Annotated in this window: 13 protein-coding genes; 9 read left to right on the plus strand and 4 right to left on the minus strand. The window is 69.6% G+C overall.

The window, feature by feature from the left end; genetic code table 11:
• Positions 1-2 precede the first annotated feature (2 nt).
• Positions 3-1,958, plus strand: a complete 1,956-nt coding sequence (gene glxA, locus EJC51_RS33090; protein ID WP_126274414.1) for a radical copper oxidase GlxA — start codon at positions 3-5, stop codon at positions 1,956-1,958.
• Positions 1,959-1,982: 24 nt separating this feature from the next.
• Here the strand turns inward: glxA and EJC51_RS33095 are convergent, their stop codons facing one another.
• Both EJC51_RS33095 and EJC51_RS33100 read right to left on the minus strand, forming a co-directional pair.
• Positions 1,983-2,969 carry a glycoside hydrolase family 6 protein gene (locus EJC51_RS33095; protein WP_126274415.1) on the minus strand — a complete coding sequence of 329 codons (987 nt, stop codon included), beginning with the start codon at positions 2,967-2,969 and terminating at the stop codon, positions 1,983-1,985.
• Positions 2,970-3,122: 153 nt separating this feature from the next.
• Complete coding sequence (locus EJC51_RS33100) at positions 3,123-4,103, minus strand: ArsR/SmtB family transcription factor (RefSeq protein WP_126274416.1); 981 nt, start codon at positions 4,101-4,103, stop codon at positions 3,123-3,125.
• A gap of 81 nt (positions 4,104-4,184) precedes the next feature.
• Here EJC51_RS33100 and EJC51_RS33105 point away from each other — a divergent pair, with 81 nt between their 5' ends.
• The 4 genes from EJC51_RS33105 (at position 4,185) to icmA (ending at position 8,141) form a co-directional block, all read left to right on the plus strand.
• Entirely contained in the window at positions 4,185-5,444 is a 1,260-nt protein-coding gene (locus EJC51_RS33105) for an MFS transporter (protein WP_126274417.1), read from the plus strand.
• A gap of 21 nt (positions 5,445-5,465) precedes the next feature.
• Positions 5,466-5,975, plus strand: a complete 510-nt coding sequence (locus EJC51_RS33110; protein WP_097269112.1) for a MarR family winged helix-turn-helix transcriptional regulator — start codon at positions 5,466-5,468, stop codon at positions 5,973-5,975.
• Between the two features lie 43 nt (positions 5,976-6,018).
• The gene (locus EJC51_RS33115) at positions 6,019-6,357 is read left to right on the plus strand and encodes a DUF3817 domain-containing protein (RefSeq protein WP_059192281.1); all 339 of its coding nucleotides are present in this window, start codon (positions 6,019-6,021) and stop codon (positions 6,355-6,357) included.
• 83 nt (positions 6,358-6,440) lie between these two features.
• Entirely contained in the window at positions 6,441-8,141 is a 1,701-nt protein-coding gene (gene icmA / locus EJC51_RS33120; protein WP_126274418.1) for a coenzyme B12-dependent isobutyryl-CoA mutase large subunit, read from the plus strand.
• Between the two features lie 38 nt (positions 8,142-8,179).
• On the opposite strand, the gene EJC51_RS33125 is transcribed toward icmA, so the two are convergent.
• A complete protein-coding gene (locus EJC51_RS33125) occupies positions 8,180-8,809 on the minus strand; it encodes a TetR/AcrR family transcriptional regulator (protein ID WP_126274419.1) in 630 nt (209 codons plus the stop codon).
• Positions 8,810-9,044: 235 nt separating this feature from the next.
• On the opposite strand from EJC51_RS33125, the gene EJC51_RS33130 reads away from it, so the two are divergent.
• The 4 genes from EJC51_RS33130 to EJC51_RS33145 all read left to right on the plus strand — a co-directional run bounded on the left by EJC51_RS33130 (position 9,045) and on the right by EJC51_RS33145 (position 13,296).
• On the plus strand, positions 9,045-10,025 hold the full coding sequence (locus tag EJC51_RS33130) for a tetratricopeptide repeat protein (RefSeq protein WP_126274420.1): 981 nt from the start codon (positions 9,045-9,047) through the stop codon (positions 10,023-10,025).
• Between the two features lie 649 nt (positions 10,026-10,674).
• Positions 10,675-11,307, plus strand: coding sequence for a DUF6230 family protein (locus EJC51_RS33135; protein WP_126274421.1), 633 nt, complete (start codon positions 10,675-10,677; stop codon positions 11,305-11,307).
• Between the two features lie 137 nt (positions 11,308-11,444).
• The gene (locus tag EJC51_RS33140) at positions 11,445-12,014 is read left to right on the plus strand and encodes a DUF6114 domain-containing protein (protein WP_126274422.1); all 570 of its coding nucleotides are present in this window, start codon (positions 11,445-11,447) and stop codon (positions 12,012-12,014) included.
• A complete protein-coding gene (locus EJC51_RS33145) occupies positions 12,004-13,296 on the plus strand; it encodes a hypothetical protein (protein ID WP_126274423.1) in 1,293 nt (430 codons plus the stop codon). Before EJC51_RS33140 ends, EJC51_RS33145 begins: the two co-directional genes overlap by 11 nt.
• A 94-nt stretch (positions 13,297-13,390) precedes the next feature.
• On the opposite strand, the gene pyk is transcribed toward EJC51_RS33145, so the two are convergent.
• Complete coding sequence (gene pyk, locus EJC51_RS33150) at positions 13,391-14,815, minus strand: pyruvate kinase (protein ID WP_126274424.1); 1,425 nt, start codon at positions 14,813-14,815, stop codon at positions 13,391-13,393.
• Positions 14,816-14,838 lie beyond the last annotated feature (23 nt).

Below are 14,838 nucleotides of genomic sequence, written 5' to 3' on the forward strand. Positions count from 1 at the left end.
CCATGGCCTACCAGCCGTCCCAGAAGACCAAGAAGACCGTCCTCGGTATCGGCGGCATCGCCATCCTCGCCGGCCTGAACGCCCCGGCCGCGCTGGACTTCGTCGGCGAGAAGTACCACGCGTACCAGATCGCCCAGCCCGAGTACCAGGCGAAGTACGGGAGTTGGGCCACCGTCGACATCCCGGAGGAGTACCGCACCAACGCCATCCACGCGGCGCTGCTGCACACCGGCAAGGTGCTGATCGTCGCGGGCTCCGGCAACGAGCAGAAGAAATTCGACGAGGGCTCCTTCGACACGATCCTGTGGGACCCGAAGACGGACACCTTCAAGAAGATCCCCACGCCCGACGACTTCTTCTGCTCCGGCCACGCCCAACTCCCCGACGGCCGACTGCTGGTGGCCGGCGGCACCGCCCGCTACGAACTCCTCGACGGCGAGATCGACCGGGCCGGCGGCGGCATGCGGGTGAAGAACGAGAACCCCGACAAGGCGATGGTCCTGAAGAAGGGCACCCGCTTCCGCTCGCCCGCCGGGGTCGAGTACGTCACGAAGTTCGACGTCACCGTGCCGAAGGCGCAGAAGAAGTTCAAGATCACCTACAACGCCCGCGGTGTGATGCAGCCCTGGCAGACGAAGGTGACCGCCTCCGAGGCCCGTGTCTTCGTGGAGGCCGTCGAGAAGGGCCCGATGTCGGTCACCCAGAAACAGGCGCAGTACGAGGTCGTGGGCCTGAAGGGCGAGGACGCCGACAACGTCTACGGCCTGTCGGAGAAGATCACCCTGGACAAGCAGGACTTCCAGGGCATCCGTGCCGCCTACGAGTTCGACCCGGTCGCCGAGCGGTACATCCCCGTCGACCCGATGGACAAGGCACGTTGGTACCCGACCCTCGTCGGCCTCGACGACGGCCGCGTCCTCGCGGTCTCCGGCCTGGACGACGTCGGGGTGATCGACCCGGGCGACAACGAGATCTACGACCCGAAGACCAAGAAGTGGTCCCGCGGCCCCAAGCGGTACTTCCCGACCTATCCCGCGCTCTTCCTCACCAAGGGCGGCAAGCTCTTCTACCCGGCCTCCAACGCCGGTTACGGGCCCGCCGACAAGGGCCGCGAGCCGGGCCTGTGGGACCTGAGGACCAACACCTTCGAGAAGGTCCCGGGCCTGCGCGACCCCGAGGAGACGGAGACCTCGTCCTCCCTGCTGCTGCCGCCCGCGCAGGACCAGAAGGTGATGATCCTCGGCGGCGGAGGCGTCGGCGAGTCCAAGAAGTCGACCCCGCGCACCGCGGTCGTCGACCTCAAGGAGGACAACCCCGTCTTCAAGGACGGCCCCAACCTCCCCCAGGGAACCCGCTACTTGAACAGTGTGATCATGCCGGACGACACCGTCTTCACCTCGAACGGCTCCGAGGACTACCGCGGCCGCAGCGCCAGCAACATCCTCAAGGCGCAGTTCTACGACCCCAAGGACAACGTCTTCCACGAGGCGGCCTCTCCGACGGTCGGCCGCAACTACCACTCCGAGGCGCTGCTGTTGCCCGACGGCCGGGTCGCCACCTTCGGCTCCGACCCGCTCTTCGACGACCAGCAGAACACCAAGCTGGGCCACTTCGAGCAGCGCATGGAGGTCTTCACGCCGCCCTCCCTGCACCGCAACGCCGCCGACCGGCCGATGCTGATGGACGGTTCGCAGGTCCTCGCCGACGACCACCGCGCGACCTACCGCACCGACCACCCCGAGCGGATCGTCAAGGCCCGGCTGATGCGGCCGAGCGCGGTCACCCACACCACCGACGTCGAGCAGCGCTCCATCGAACTGGGCCTGACCAAGGACGCCCACTCGGTGACCGTCGAGGTGCCGAAGGACCCGACCCTGGTCCCGCCGGGCTGGTACATGCTGTTCGTCACGGACGCGGACGGCACGCCGTCGGAGGCGAAGTGGATCCAGGTGAAGTGAGCGGCCCGGACCGGGTGAAGTGACCTACGAGCCCTGGGCGTTGCGCGCCAGGTCCAGGGCGTACTCCGGCCACCACTGCCCGGCGTTCGGACCGCCCTCGCAGGTGCCGTCCGACTCGCCGGGCCGCTTGACCCACAGGTAGGCGTCGAGGGCGGGCTCGTCGGTCTTCGTGGTCGGCCGGGTGCCCAGGGCCCTGCCGGGCGGATTGCACCACGCGCCCGGCAGCGGCCCGTTGCCGTTGCGGCTGGAGTCGATGACGAAGTGCTTGCCGCCGAGCTCCCCGGACAGCCGGACGCCGTACTTCTTGGTGACGTCGTCCGTCTGGAAGTTGGAGACGTTCAGCGAGAACCCGTCCGCCTGCTCCACCCCGGCCCGCTTCAACGGCTCGACCAGCTCCCCCGGGTCCTTGATCCAGGACGGGTTGCCCGCGTCCAGGTACACCTTGGTGTGCGGCTGCCGCTTGAGCCGGGCGATCGCCTCGCCGAGCAACTGCTCGCGTTCCGCGTGGTACTCACCGGGCGTGCACCCGTCCACGATGTGCGCGACGGCGTCCGGCTCCAGCACGACCAGCGCCTTGGCGTCGCCGAGCGCGTCGGCGAACTTCCCGATCCAGTCCCGGTAGGTGTCCGCGTCGGCGGCCCCGCCCGCCGAGTGCTGGCCGCAGTCCCGGTGCGGGATGTTGTACGCCACGAAGAGCGCGGTGCGGTCCGCGGCCTTCGCCGCCGCGGTCGCCGCCCGCACGGTGGGGGCGGGGTCGATCTCGCCGGCCGGCCACAGCGCGGCGGGCTGATCGGCGATCTTCCGGAGCAGCGCCGCGTCCGCCGTACGCCCCTCCCGCCGCCACAGCTCGATCTGGTCGGCGGCGGGGCTGGCCGGGTCCACCCAGAACGGGGAGTTCGCGTCCGGGCTGGCTCCGGCGACGGAGGCTTCGTCGAGGTCGGGGGTGGGTGAGCAGGCGGTGATCAGGGTGAGGAGGGTGAGGGCGGCGAGGGTTTGGGTCAGCCGGGGCATGCTGCTCCCTTGCGCAAGGGTGACTGTTTGGAGGCGTTTTGTCACCAATCGTTACATGTGGGGTGGGTTTGGTATCGACTAAGAGCTCGGGGCGGAGGGTGGTGTGTCGGGTGCGGGCTTGTTGTGGTTGGTCGCGCAGTTCCCCGCGCCCCTTTAGGGCGTTGCGGTCAGGGCGATGCCCAGTGGGGTTCGTTCGTAGAGGACCTGGTGGCCGTAGCGGCGTGAAGTCAGCAGGCCTGACTCGCGCAGGACGGTCAGATGGGCGGAGACGGAGGAAGGGGCCAGGCCCAACCGGTGGGCGAGGGCGGTGGTCGTGGCGGGTTCGTCGAGGGCGGCCAGAACCGCTGCCCGGCCGCGGCCGAGGAGTCGTACGAGCGCGTCCGGCGTGCGGTCGGCGGGGGTGGCCCACAGGCCGCCGATGCCGCGGGCCGGATAGACCAGCATCGGCTGCCAGGGCGGGTCGAAGCCGCTGACCACGTCCGGCCAGACGAAGACGCTGGGCATCAGCACCAGGCCCTGACCGGCCAGGTGCCGCTCGTGCCGGCCGTTGCTCTCGATGGTCAGCGTGCCCGCGTCCCAGCCGCACCGCGGGTTGATCTCCGGCAGCAGGCCGCCGAGCCCCACCTCGGCCAGCCGCCGTGAGTGGAACGCCACGTCCGCCTCCAGCAGGGCGCGCAGCCGGGGCCAGTCCGGTTCGATCAGCCGGTGCCAGGCCTCCTCCATGGCGTCCGCCAGCGCCCGCACCATCCGCGCCGGATCGGCCAGCCAGGCACGGCCGTACGACGACTCCAGCGCGCCCGGGGTGTCCGCGAGCGACTTGGCGGTGTCCTCGCGGGCCGCCTCGGGATCGGCGGCGCGGACCGCGGCGATCTCCTCCTCGAAGGTGGCGGCCGCCCCGCCCGGCGGTGGGCAGAGCCAGTCGGGGGAGTGTCCGCGGCGGGGCATCAGCAGCCAGAGCGGGGTGAGGTCGAGTGTGGCGGCGGCGTCGCGGATGCGCCGCAGCCAGGGCGCGTGATAGCCGTGCCGGTCGGGCCGCTTGAGGGTACGGACCGCGTCCTGCGTCTCCCACAGCGGCGACAGGGCGAACCGGCAGCGAAGGAAGTCGTCCTCCCCGAAGTGCAGTCGCGACGGCATGACGCCTCTCTGGTGGCCCGGAAGATTCGGCTGGTGCCGAAACTCTAGGGCGCGGGAGCGGCGAAGGGCCACGCTCTGCCCATGACGGACACCCTCAGCGCCCCGCCCACCGGGTACGCCCGCGTCTTCGCCGTACGCGAGTTCCGCGCGGTCTTCGCCGCGCACCTGCTCGCGCTGCTGGGCGTGGTGGTCGCCGAGATCTCGCTGTCCGTCCTCGTCTACGACCTGACCGGCTCGCCCCTGCTCAGCGCGCTGGCCTTCGCGCTCGGATTCCTGCCGTACGTCGTCGGCGGCACCCTGCTCGCGGGGGCCGCCGACCGTTTCCCGGCCCGGCGGGTGCTGGTGCTGTGCGACCTGGTGTGCGCGGCGTGCGTGCTGCCGATGACGCTGCCCGGCGCGCAGATCGGGGTGCTGCTCGCGCTGCGGTGCGCGTTGGCCGTGGTGTCGCCGGTGTTCGCGGGGACGCGGATGGCGACGCTGGCGGACATCCTCGGGGACGGGGATCTGTTCGTGCTGGGCCGCTCGCTGCTGCGGATCGTGTCGCAGGGGGCGCTGCTCGCCGGGTACGGCGTCGGCGGGGTGCTGCTGACCGTCGTATCGCCGCGGCACGCCCTGCTGATCACGGTGGTCACGTTCTGTGCGTCGGCGGGACTGCTGCGGTTCGGCACGCGGCGGCGGCCCGCGCGGGCGGCGTCAGGCGGGAACGCGCTGGTGACGGATTCCCTGAAGGGCGCGAGGCAGGTGCTGGCGGACAGCAGGACCAGGGTGCTGCTGTTCCTGTTCTGGGTGCCGCCGATGTTCGCGGTGGTGCCGGAGGCGCTGGCGGCGCCGTACGCGGACGAACTGGGCGTCGGTTCGGTGGGGCTGGGGCTGCTGATGTGCGCGCTGCCGGTGGGGACGATCGCGGGCGAGCTGTGGGCGGGCGCCCGGCTGCGCCCGGCGGCGCGGGAACGGATCGCGCTGCCGCTGGTGTGCGTGACGCTGCTGCCGTACGTGGGCTATGCCCTGCGTCCGGGGCCGGCGGTGTCGCTGCTCCTCCTCTTCCTCTCGGGCGCCGGGTCGGCGTACACGCTGGGCCTGGACCAGTGGTTCGTGCGGGCGGTGCCGGAGGGGTTGCGGGGGCGGGCGATGACGCTGCTCACGGCCGGGTTGATGACGATCCAGGGGGTGGGGATGGCGTTGGCGGGGGTCGTGGCGGAGTTCGCGGGGGTGGCGTGGACGGTGGCGGGGGCCGGGGTGGTGGGGGCGGTGGGCTGTGCGCTGCTGGCGGCGGAGGCGCGGCGGACGGCCGGGGAGGGGGCCGGGCGACCGAATGCCAAGACGGGGCTGACCACCATGTGACCGGCCGGTAAGGTCAGTGCCGTGCCGAAGCCCCTCAGTCTTCCCTTCGATCCCATCGCCCGCGCCGACGAGCTCTGGAAGCAGCGCTGGGGAAACGTGCCGTCGATGGCCGCGATCACCTCGATCATGCGGGCCCACCAGATCCTGCTGGCCGAGGTCGACGCGGTGGTCAAGCCGTACGGACTGACCTTCGCGCGCTACGAGGCGCTGGTCCTGCTCACCTTCTCCAAGGCCGGCGAGCTGACCATGTCCAAGATCGGCGAACGCCTGATGGTGCATCCCACGTCGGTGACGAACACGGTGGACCGCCTGGTGAAGTCCGGCCTGGTCGACAAGAAGCCCAACCCCAACGACGGCCGCGGCACGCTCGCCGTCATCACGGACAAGGGCCGCGAGGTCGTGGAGGCCGCGACCCGCGACCTCATGGCCATGGACTTCGGCCTCGGCGTGTACGACGCGGAGGAATGCGGCGAGATCTTCGCGATGCTGAGACCCCTGCGGGTGGCGGCGAACGACTTCGACGAGGACTGACCCGGGCCAAGATCTCCCGGAACCGGCGGTTACGCTCGAACGCATGAAAAAGAGCGTGCTGACCCGCTACCGCGTCATGGCCTACGTCACCGGTGTACTGCTCGTCCTGCTGACCCTGGGCGTCATCGCCAAGTACCTGTTCAAGATGGACGGCGCGGACAGCTTCACCAGCGTCGTCGGCATCGCCCACGGCTGGCTGTACGTGATCTACCTGGTCTTCGCCTTCGACCTGGGGTCCAAGGCCAAGTGGCCGGTCAAGAAGCAGCTCTGGGTCCTGCTTGCAGGAACGATTCCCACGGCTGCCTTCTTCGTGGAGCGCAAGGTCACGCACGAGCTGGAGGCCCAGGTCTCCGAGGACGGCGCGGTCGTCGCCAAGGCGTGACTCCACCGCCGCGAGAGTGACCCGTCAGGGCTCGCGGCGGTTGTCCATCGACATTTACTAGGACGTCCTAGTAAATTTGACACATGGACGCTGACGCCAGCGAAGAGGGCCGCCGTCGGTGGCAGGCCCGGTATGACGCTTCTCGTAAGCGGGAGGCCGACTTCACCACGCTCTCCGGGGATGCCGTGGAGCCGGTGTACGGGCCTCGGGCGGGGGATCGTTACGAGGGGTTCGAGCGGATCGGGTGGCCGGGGGAGTTTCCGTTCACCCGGGGGCTCTATTCGACCGGGTACCGAGGGCGGACGTGGACCATCCGGCAGTTCGCCGGGTTCGGGAACGCCGAGCAGACCAACGAGCGGTACAAGATGATCCTCGCCCACGGGGGCGGAGGGCTGTCCGTCGCCTTTGACATGCCTACCCTCATGGGGCGGGACTCCGACGACCCGCGGTCGCTCGGGGAAGTCGGGCACTGTGGGGTCGCCATCGACTCCGCCGCCGACATGGAGGTGCTGTTCAAGGACATCCCGCTCGGGGACGTCACCACCTCCATGACCATCAGCGGGCCCGCTGTGCCGGTGTTCTGCATGTATCTCGTCGCCGCGGAGCGGCAGGGGGTTGATCCGGGGGTGCTCAACGGCACGCTCCAGACCGACATCTTCAAGGAGTACATCGCCCAGAAGGAGTGGCTCTTCCAGCCCGAGCCCCATCTGCGGCTCATCGGGGACCTGATGGAGTACTGCGCGGCGGGCATTCCCGCCTACAAGCCGCTCTCCGTCTCCGGGTACCACATCCGGGAGGCCGGCTCCACGGCCGCGCAGGAGCTCGCGTACACCCTCGCCGACGGGTTCGGATACGTGGAGCTGGGACTCTCGCGCGGACTCGACGTGGAGGTGTTCGCCCCTGGGCTGTCGTTCTTCTTCGACGCTCATGTCGATTTCTTCGAGGAGATCGCCAAGTTCCGCGCCGCGAGGCGGATCTGGGCTCGGTGGATGCGGGATGTGTACGGGGCGAAGTCCGAGAAGGCTCAGTGGCTGCGCTTCCACACGCAGACGGCCGGTGTCTCACTGACCGCCCAGCAGCCGTACAACAACGTCGTACGGACCGCCGTCGAGGCCCTCGCCGCCGTGCTCGGCGGTACCAACTCCCTGCACACCAACGCCCTCGACGAGACCCTCGCGCTCCCGAGTGAGCAGGCCGCCGAGATCGCGCTGCGGACCCAGCAGGTCCTCATGGAGGAGACCGGCGTCGCCAACGTCGCGGATCCGCTGGGTGGTTCCTGGTACGTCGAGCAGCTGACCGATCGTATCGAGGCCGACGCCGAGCGGATCTTCGAGCGGATCAAGGAGCGGGGGCTGCGGGCGCACCCCGACGGGCGGCATCCCATCGGGCCCATCACGTCCGGGATTCTGCGCGGGATCGAGGACGGCTGGTTCACCGGGGAGATCGCCGAGTCCGCGTTCCGGTACCAGCAGGCCCTGGAGAAGGGGGACAAGAGGGTGGTGGGCGTCAACGTCCATCACGGCTCCGTCACCGGGGACCTGGAGATCCTGCGGGTCTCTCACGAGGTCGAGCGGGAGCAGGTGCGGGTGCTGGGTGGTCGTAAGGCCGCCAGGGACGAGACCGCTGTGCGGGGCGCTTTGGACGCCATGCTCGCCGCCGCTCGCGACGGGTCCAACATGATCGGGCCGATGCTCGACGCCGTGCGGGCCGAGGCGACGTTGGGTGAGATCTGTGGGGTGCTGCGGGACGAGTGGGGGGTGTACACGGAGCCCGCGGGGTTCTGACGGTGCCCGCGGGGTTCTGACCGAGAGGGCGTCGGGTGTCACACCGTCTGTGACGCCCCGGCCAGCCCCAGCAGCAACACCCGCGTGAACCCCCGTACCCACTCCTCGTCCGCCGGTTCCGCGCTCACCAAGGTGCGGTGGACGACCGCACCCGCCACCACGTCGAAGATCAGGTCGACCGTGCGTGAGGCCTCCCCGGGGTCGGACTCCGGGGGCAGCTCGCCGCGCGCCTGTGCTCGCGCGCGGCCCTCCAGGACCAGGCGCTTCTGGCGGTCGACGATCGAGGCGCGGATGCGTTCGCGCAGTGCGTCGTCGCGGGTCGACTCCGCCACCACCGCCATCAGGCCGCTCTTCGCCTCCGGACGGGCCAGGATCGCCGCGAACTGGAGGACCACGCCCTCGATGTCGGCGGCCAGCGTGCCGCGGTCGGGCAGGCGCAGTTCGTCGAAGAGCTCGGCCACGGCGTCCACCACCAGCTCGTTCTTCCCCGGCCAGCGGCGGTAGATCGTCGTCTTCGCAACCGCCGCCCGCGCCGCCACGTCTCCCAGCGTGAGCTTGGACCAGCCCAGCTCCACCAGCGCCTCCCGCGTCGCCGCCAGGATCGCGGCGTCCGCGGCGGCGGAGCGGGGGCGTCCTGTGGCGCGTGGGACGGGAGGGGGGCTCTGCATCCCCCGACCATAACCGCCGATTCCTGTGAAGCCGTGAGGGAGATCACCGGAAGGCGGTCGTCAGGAGGCACTCAGTGCCATTACGCTACGACTCGTAGCGAAACCACTGGCGTGGGGTGGGGACCCGGCGTCGCACATCGCAGAACCGGTCCTGGGCACCAGAGAACCGGTGGAGAGCCTGACCGGCTTTCATCATGCTTTTCACCTACGCGCGCGAACGGGGGAGGATAGGCGCATGCAGCCACGGAACATGTCCATGAGCGGAGTCGTCGACCTCGCCGCGGTGAAGGCGGCCCAAGAGGCCAAGGCGAAGGCGGAGCAGGCGCGGGCCGAGGCCGCGCGGCAGGGCGGGGGCCCAGGGGCCGTGTCGCCCGCCGACCTCGTCATCGACGTCGACGAGGCCGGGTTCGAGCGGGACGTCCTGCAGCGCTCCACCGAGGTGCCCGTCGTCATCGACTTCTGGGCCGAGTGGTGCGAGCCCTGCAAGCAGCTGAGCCCGGTCCTCGAGCAGCTCGTCGTCGAGTACAACGGCCGCCTCCTCCTCGCCAAGATCGACGTCGACGCCAACCAGATGCTGATGCAGCAGTTCGGGGTGCAGGGCATCCCGGCTGTGTTCGCCGTCGTCGCCGGGCAGGCGCTGCCGCTCTTCCAGGGCGCCGCCGGCAAGGAGCAGATCCAGCAGACCCTGGACCAGCTGGTGCAGGTCGCCGAGCAGCGCTTCGGGCTGACCGGTCTCACGGTCGACCCCGACGCCGCCCCCGGTGCCGCCCAGGACGCCGCTCCGGCCGTTCCCGCCGGGCCGTACGACGCCCTCCTGGAGGCCGCCGTACAGGCCCTGGACGCGGGCGACTTCGGCGGTGCCGTCCAGGCGTACAAGAACGTACTGAGCGACGACCCGGGCAACACGGAGGCCAAACTCGGCCTCGCCCAGGCCGAGTTGCTGCACCGGGTGCAGGGGCTCGACCCGCAGCAGGTGCGCCAGGACGCCGCCGCGAAGCCGGCCGACGTGCAGGCGCAGGTCGCCGCGGCCGACCTCGATCTGGTCGGCGGACATGTCGAGGACGCTTTCGGGCGGCTCATCGAGACGGTGCAGCGCACCGCCGGTGACGACCGGAACGCCGTACGTGTCCGGCTGTTGGAGCTTTTCGAGGTCGTCGGGCCCGATGACCCGCGGGTGATCGCGGCGCGCCGGGCGCTCGCGCGGGCGTTGTTCTGACCGGGGCGGGGCCCCCGTTCTGAGCAGCCCCTAAACGCCCGGGCATGTGGTGCCCGAGTGAAAGATTTGCCGATGGAGTGTCACTGCGGCCGCGCTTTACCAAATCTTGGTAATCGCGGCCGCTGTTACTGCAAGTAAGTTCTGGGCGTTGTTCTGTCGGATTTTGTCCATCCGTCAACGTCTTTGTCCGGCCCCCCAGAGCTACCCGGAGTCGTCGGCCGAGACCAGTGGGTCGTTGTTCGGTTATCCGGCCGTTACTACCGAGTAACGAAGCCCCTTGTGCGGGCGGCGAGAATGCACCACGATCGGCGACGCTCGGTCCATTCCCCGTACCCCGACAGCCGGTCGGGCCCGCGGGAACTCCTGGGTCCCCACCGAGCAGAGCCGGCGGCAGTGGCGCCGGCTCTTGGACAGGGGGGTCTTCGCCCACCCGGCGAAGCCTGTCCAGGTTGTGCGTGATGTGCGTCAGGCGCGACCAGTGGTTGTCGCTCGGGGGTGATCGCCGGTGATCGGTGCGCGGTTCGCGCCTCCGAGTACGGGCGCTCTCCTTCCCGAGGACGTAGCACTTCTCCCATCCCTGCCCGGCTGAGCCGTCTTGTTCGACAGGGGCAGTCAGGGTCAGGAGATGTACGTCCGAGAAGGAGGAAATATGGAGTCCCAGGTGCGTGGCGGGACCAGATGGAAGCGGTTCGCCGTCGTGATGGTGCCCAGCGTGGCCGCCACGGCAGCGATAGGTGTCGCCCTCGCGCAGGGCGCTCTCGCCGCGTCGTTCAGCGTGTCGGGTCAGTCGTTCAAGGTGACGACCGACCAGCTCGACGGCAAGGGCTTCGTCCAGTACGGAGCCATTGACTCGGGTTACACGCTCGACGGCAAGAAGACGGCCCACCCCGTCGCGGTCTCGGCCTTCAAGTCCGCGACCATCAAGAACCTGTGCCAGTCGGTTGTCACCCCTGACATCCCGCTGCTCGGTTCGGTCAGCCTCATCCTGAAGGCCGGCGGTGGCGACACCCCGGTCGAGGCCGAGAACCTGTACATCGACGTCGAGGACCTCAGCGCCGACGCCACCTTCCGTGGCATCGACATCGGTGTGGCGGCCAAGGATGCGGCCAAGGGTCCGGGTATCGCCAAGGGCGACACCGCCAACCCGTACGGGTTCGCGCAGCAGGCCGACTCGGTCACCCTGACCGACGTGAAGCAGACGGCGTGGGCGACCACCGCCGGCACCTTCAAGCTCAGCGGCCTGAAGATGTCGCTGTCCAAGGGTGTCAAGGAGTGCTACTAAGCACTCGCTGACGGGCGGGGGAGCCGGTGGCGCCCCCGCCCGTCCACTCTCCGGCGGCTGTGCGCACCTTCTCCACACGCGGCCGCACGATGCACAACTCACCACCACAGCAACGCCGTGACAGGGAGCTGTTTTCCATGAGCGCCGAGACTCCTGCCGTACCCGGCCACGATGAGCACTACCTCCGGGTCGCCAAGCGGAAGTTCCGCGCCTGGCGAGGCACCCGGCCGTTCTGGGCAGGCCTGTTCGTCATCCTCGGCGGACTCCCCATCGCCTACTTCCCGTACGCAAACCTCCAGATCGGCCATCTGACGCTGGCGATGGCCACCACCGCGGGCGCGGGGTCCCTGATCATCGGCGTGCTGCTGGTCGTCCTCGGCGTCAGCCTCTGGTTCCAGAAGCACGTCCGCACCTTCGCGGGCGTGGCGGCGATCCTGCTGGCCCTGGTGTCCATCCCGGTCTCGAACCTCGGCGGCTTCCTCATCGGCTTCCTCTTCGCCCTCGTCGGCGGAGCGATGGCCGTGGCGTGGGTGCCGGGCGAGGCGCCCGAGGTCCAGCCGGTCCCGGAGGTCGGCACGGGAGAGAGCGACGCGCCGCAGGGCGCGGTCCCCACGCTCTCCAAGGACGCGCACGACTTTGGTGAGCCGAACGATCTGTCAGGAACGAGCCCGGCGAACGGGGCGAACGGGAGGCACAGTGCCGGCTGACGAGGTGACCCACGGGACTGATGTGGACGAGTCCCGTGTGAGAACCGGGCCGCGCCACGCGGCACCCAAGAAGCCGCTGTTCACCCGGTTCCACATGCCGGCGGGCAAGGCGATAGCCCTGGCGGCGATGCCGACGGCGGTCCTCATGGGGATGGGATTCACGCCGACGCTCGCCAACGCCGAGGACCAGCCCGCCGCCAAGAGTCTGACGGCGGACGAGTACAAGGACTGTGTCGCGGCCCTGGCGGACGGCGCGTCCGCGTCGGCCTCGCCGTCCGCGTCCGCGAGCGAGTCCGACGACGAGGCGACGCCGACCCCTTCGGCCTCCGAGACGAAGGACGCGGGCTCCGGTACCTCGGACTCCGGTTCCTCGGGCGGCTCTTCGTCGGATTCAGGTTCCGACGACGAGACCACGCCCACGCCGTCCGCGTCCGCTTCGAGCGCGCCGCAGTCGGGCTCCACGGCCACGCCCTCGCCCTCGGCCTCCGAGAGCAGCGGCAACGTCCTGGACGAGATCGGCGACGCGATCACCGGCATCTTCACGGGTGGCGAGAGCGCGACGCCGTCCGCGAGCGCCAGCCCGACGCCGTCCGCGTCGGCCTCGGCGAGCGAGGACAAGGACTCCGGTGACACCAAGGACGACGCGGGCGACGCCGTCAAGGACACCACCGAGAAGGTCACCGACACGGTCAAGGACACGACCGAGAAGGCGACCAAGGCGGCCGAGGACACCACCGACGCGGTGAAGGAGGCGGCCGGGGAGGCCACCGCCAGCCCGTCGCCGTCCGCGAGTTCCACCACGGACCCGGACGACTGCCCGGTCGCCACGGACGCGGAGAGCGGTGTCGACAACAAGCTGCCGCTGCCCGACGAGCCCTGGTACCTGAACGCCAGCTCGCTGCTGCTGAAGGGCGCCGACTACAAGGGCATCGTCGAGGTGAAGACGGCCAACGGCACCAAGAAGAAGGTGCTGAAGTACGTCATCTCCGACGGCACCGACATCGGCGACCTGCACCAGACGGTCAAGGACGAGCAGTCCGGCAAGACCTACCACGTGCAGGCGGCCAAGGGCTCGACGTCGACCATCCGCGACGGCCAGACGGTGATGTACACGGAGTCCATCTCCGGCAACCTGCTGGGCCTGATCCCGGTCACCTTCGACCCGGACAACCCGCCGCCGCTGAACATCCCGCTGATCTACTTCACCAAGGTGAAGGTCGTGCAGGCCGGCCAGTTCGGCGGCACCCTGCACGTGCCCGGGCTGCATCAGTACATCGACTGAGCGCCCCTGCAAGCCCGTTCGGGAGCCGCACAAGCGCTGAGGGCGCCCCCTGTCGCAGGGGGCGCCCTCAGCGTCGTACAAGGCCCTTGTGGGGTTACTTCTCCCCGCCGAGGTGGTGGACGCGGACCATGTTCGTGGTGCCGGGGACGCCGGGGGGCGAGCCGGCGGTGATGATGACGATGTCGCCGTCGCTGAAGCGGTTCAGCTTGGAGACCTCGCCGTCGACCAGGTCGACCATCTCGTCGGTGCTGTTCACGAACGGCACGATGTGCGACTCCACGCCCCAGCTGAGCGTCAGCTGGTTGCGGGTGCCCTCGTCGGTGGTGAAGGCGATGATGGGCTGCTCCGCGCGGTAGCGGCTCAACCGGCGGGCCGTGTCACCGGACTTGGTGAAGGCGATGAGGCCCTTGCCGCCGAGGAAGTCGGCGATCTCGCAGGCGGCGCGGGCGACCGAACCACCCTGCGTACGCGGCTTCTTGCCCGGGACGAGCGGCTGCAGGCCCTTGGCGAGCAGCTCCTGCTCGGCCGCCTGGACGATCTTCGACATCGTCTTGACGGTCTCGATCGGGTACGCGCCCACGGAGGACTCCGCCGACAGCATGACCGCGTCCGCGCCGTCCAGGATCGCGTTGGCCACGTCGGAGGCCTCGGCGCGGGTGGGGCGGGAGTTGGTGATCATCGACTCCATCATCTGGGTCGCCACGATCACCGGCTTGGCGTTGCGGCGGCACAGCTCGATGAGCCGCTTCTGCACCATCGGGACCTTCTCGAGCGGGTACTCGACGGCGAGGTCACCACGGGCGACCATCACGGCGTCGAACGCCATCACGACGTCCTCCATGTTGTCCACCGCCTGCGGCTTCTCCACCTTGGCGATGACGGGGACCCGGCGGCCCTCCTCATCCATCACCTTGTGGACGTCGGCCACGTCCTTGGCGTCCCGGACGAACGACAGCGCGACCATGTCGCACCCCATGCGCAGCGCGAAGCGGAGGTCCTCGACGTCCTTCTCGGACAGCGCGGGCACGTTGACGGCCGCGCCGGGCAGGTTGATGCCCTTGTGGTCGGAGACGACACCGCCCTCGATGACGATCGTCTTGACCCGCGGGCCGTCGACGTCCAGGACCTTCAGCTCGACGTTGCCGTCGTTGATGAGGATCTGGTCGCCCCGGGAGACGTCACCGGGCAGGCCCTTGTAGGTCGTCCCACAGATGGTCTTGTCACCGGGGACGTCCTCGACGGTGATGACGAACTCGTCACCGCGCTCCAGCTCCACCGGGCCCTCGGCGAAGGTCTCCAGCCGGATCTTCGGGCCCTGGAGGTCGGCGAGGACACCGATGGCCTTGCCGGTCTCCTTGGCCGCGGCACGGACGCGGTCGTACCGGCCCTGGTGCTCGGCGTGGCTGCCGTGGCTGAAGTTGAAGCGGGCCACGTTCATGCCGGCTTCGATCAGGGACACGAGCATTTCGTGGGAGTCGACCGCGGGGCCGAGAGTACAGACGATTTTCGAACGGCGCATGGGGCGATCCTATCGGTTTGTTT

This window comes from Streptomyces aquilus (assembly GCF_003955715.1).
GTDB classification, from domain to species: Bacteria; Actinomycetota; Actinomycetes; order Streptomycetales; family Streptomycetaceae; genus Streptomyces; species Streptomyces aquilus.

Coding starts and splice junctions, on each gene's coding strand:
- glxA (WP_126274414.1), top strand. CDS start 3: ATGGCCTACCAGCCGTCCCAGAAGACCAAGAAGACCGTCCTCGGTATC.
- EJC51_RS33095 (WP_126274415.1), bottom strand. CDS start 2,969: ATGCCCCGGCTGACCCAAACCCTCGCCGCCCTCACCCTCCTCACCCTG.
- EJC51_RS33100 (WP_126274416.1), bottom strand. CDS start 4,103: ATGCCGTCGCGACTGCACTTCGGGGAGGACGACTTCCTTCGCTGCCGG.
- EJC51_RS33105 (WP_126274417.1), top strand. CDS start 4,185: ATGACGGACACCCTCAGCGCCCCGCCCACCGGGTACGCCCGCGTCTTC.
- EJC51_RS33115 (WP_059192281.1), top strand. CDS start 6,019: ATGAAAAAGAGCGTGCTGACCCGCTACCGCGTCATGGCCTACGTCACC.
- icmA (WP_126274418.1), top strand. CDS start 6,441: ATGGACGCTGACGCCAGCGAAGAGGGCCGCCGTCGGTGGCAGGCCCGG.
- EJC51_RS33125 (WP_126274419.1), bottom strand. CDS start 8,809: ATGCAGAGCCCCCCTCCCGTCCCACGCGCCACAGGACGCCCCCGCTCC.
- EJC51_RS33130 (WP_126274420.1), top strand. CDS start 9,045: ATGCAGCCACGGAACATGTCCATGAGCGGAGTCGTCGACCTCGCCGCG.
- EJC51_RS33135 (WP_126274421.1), top strand. CDS start 10,675: ATGGAGTCCCAGGTGCGTGGCGGGACCAGATGGAAGCGGTTCGCCGTC.
- EJC51_RS33140 (WP_126274422.1), top strand. CDS start 11,445: ATGAGCGCCGAGACTCCTGCCGTACCCGGCCACGATGAGCACTACCTC.
- pyk (WP_126274424.1), bottom strand. CDS start 14,815: ATGCGCCGTTCGAAAATCGTCTGTACTCTCGGCCCCGCGGTCGACTCC.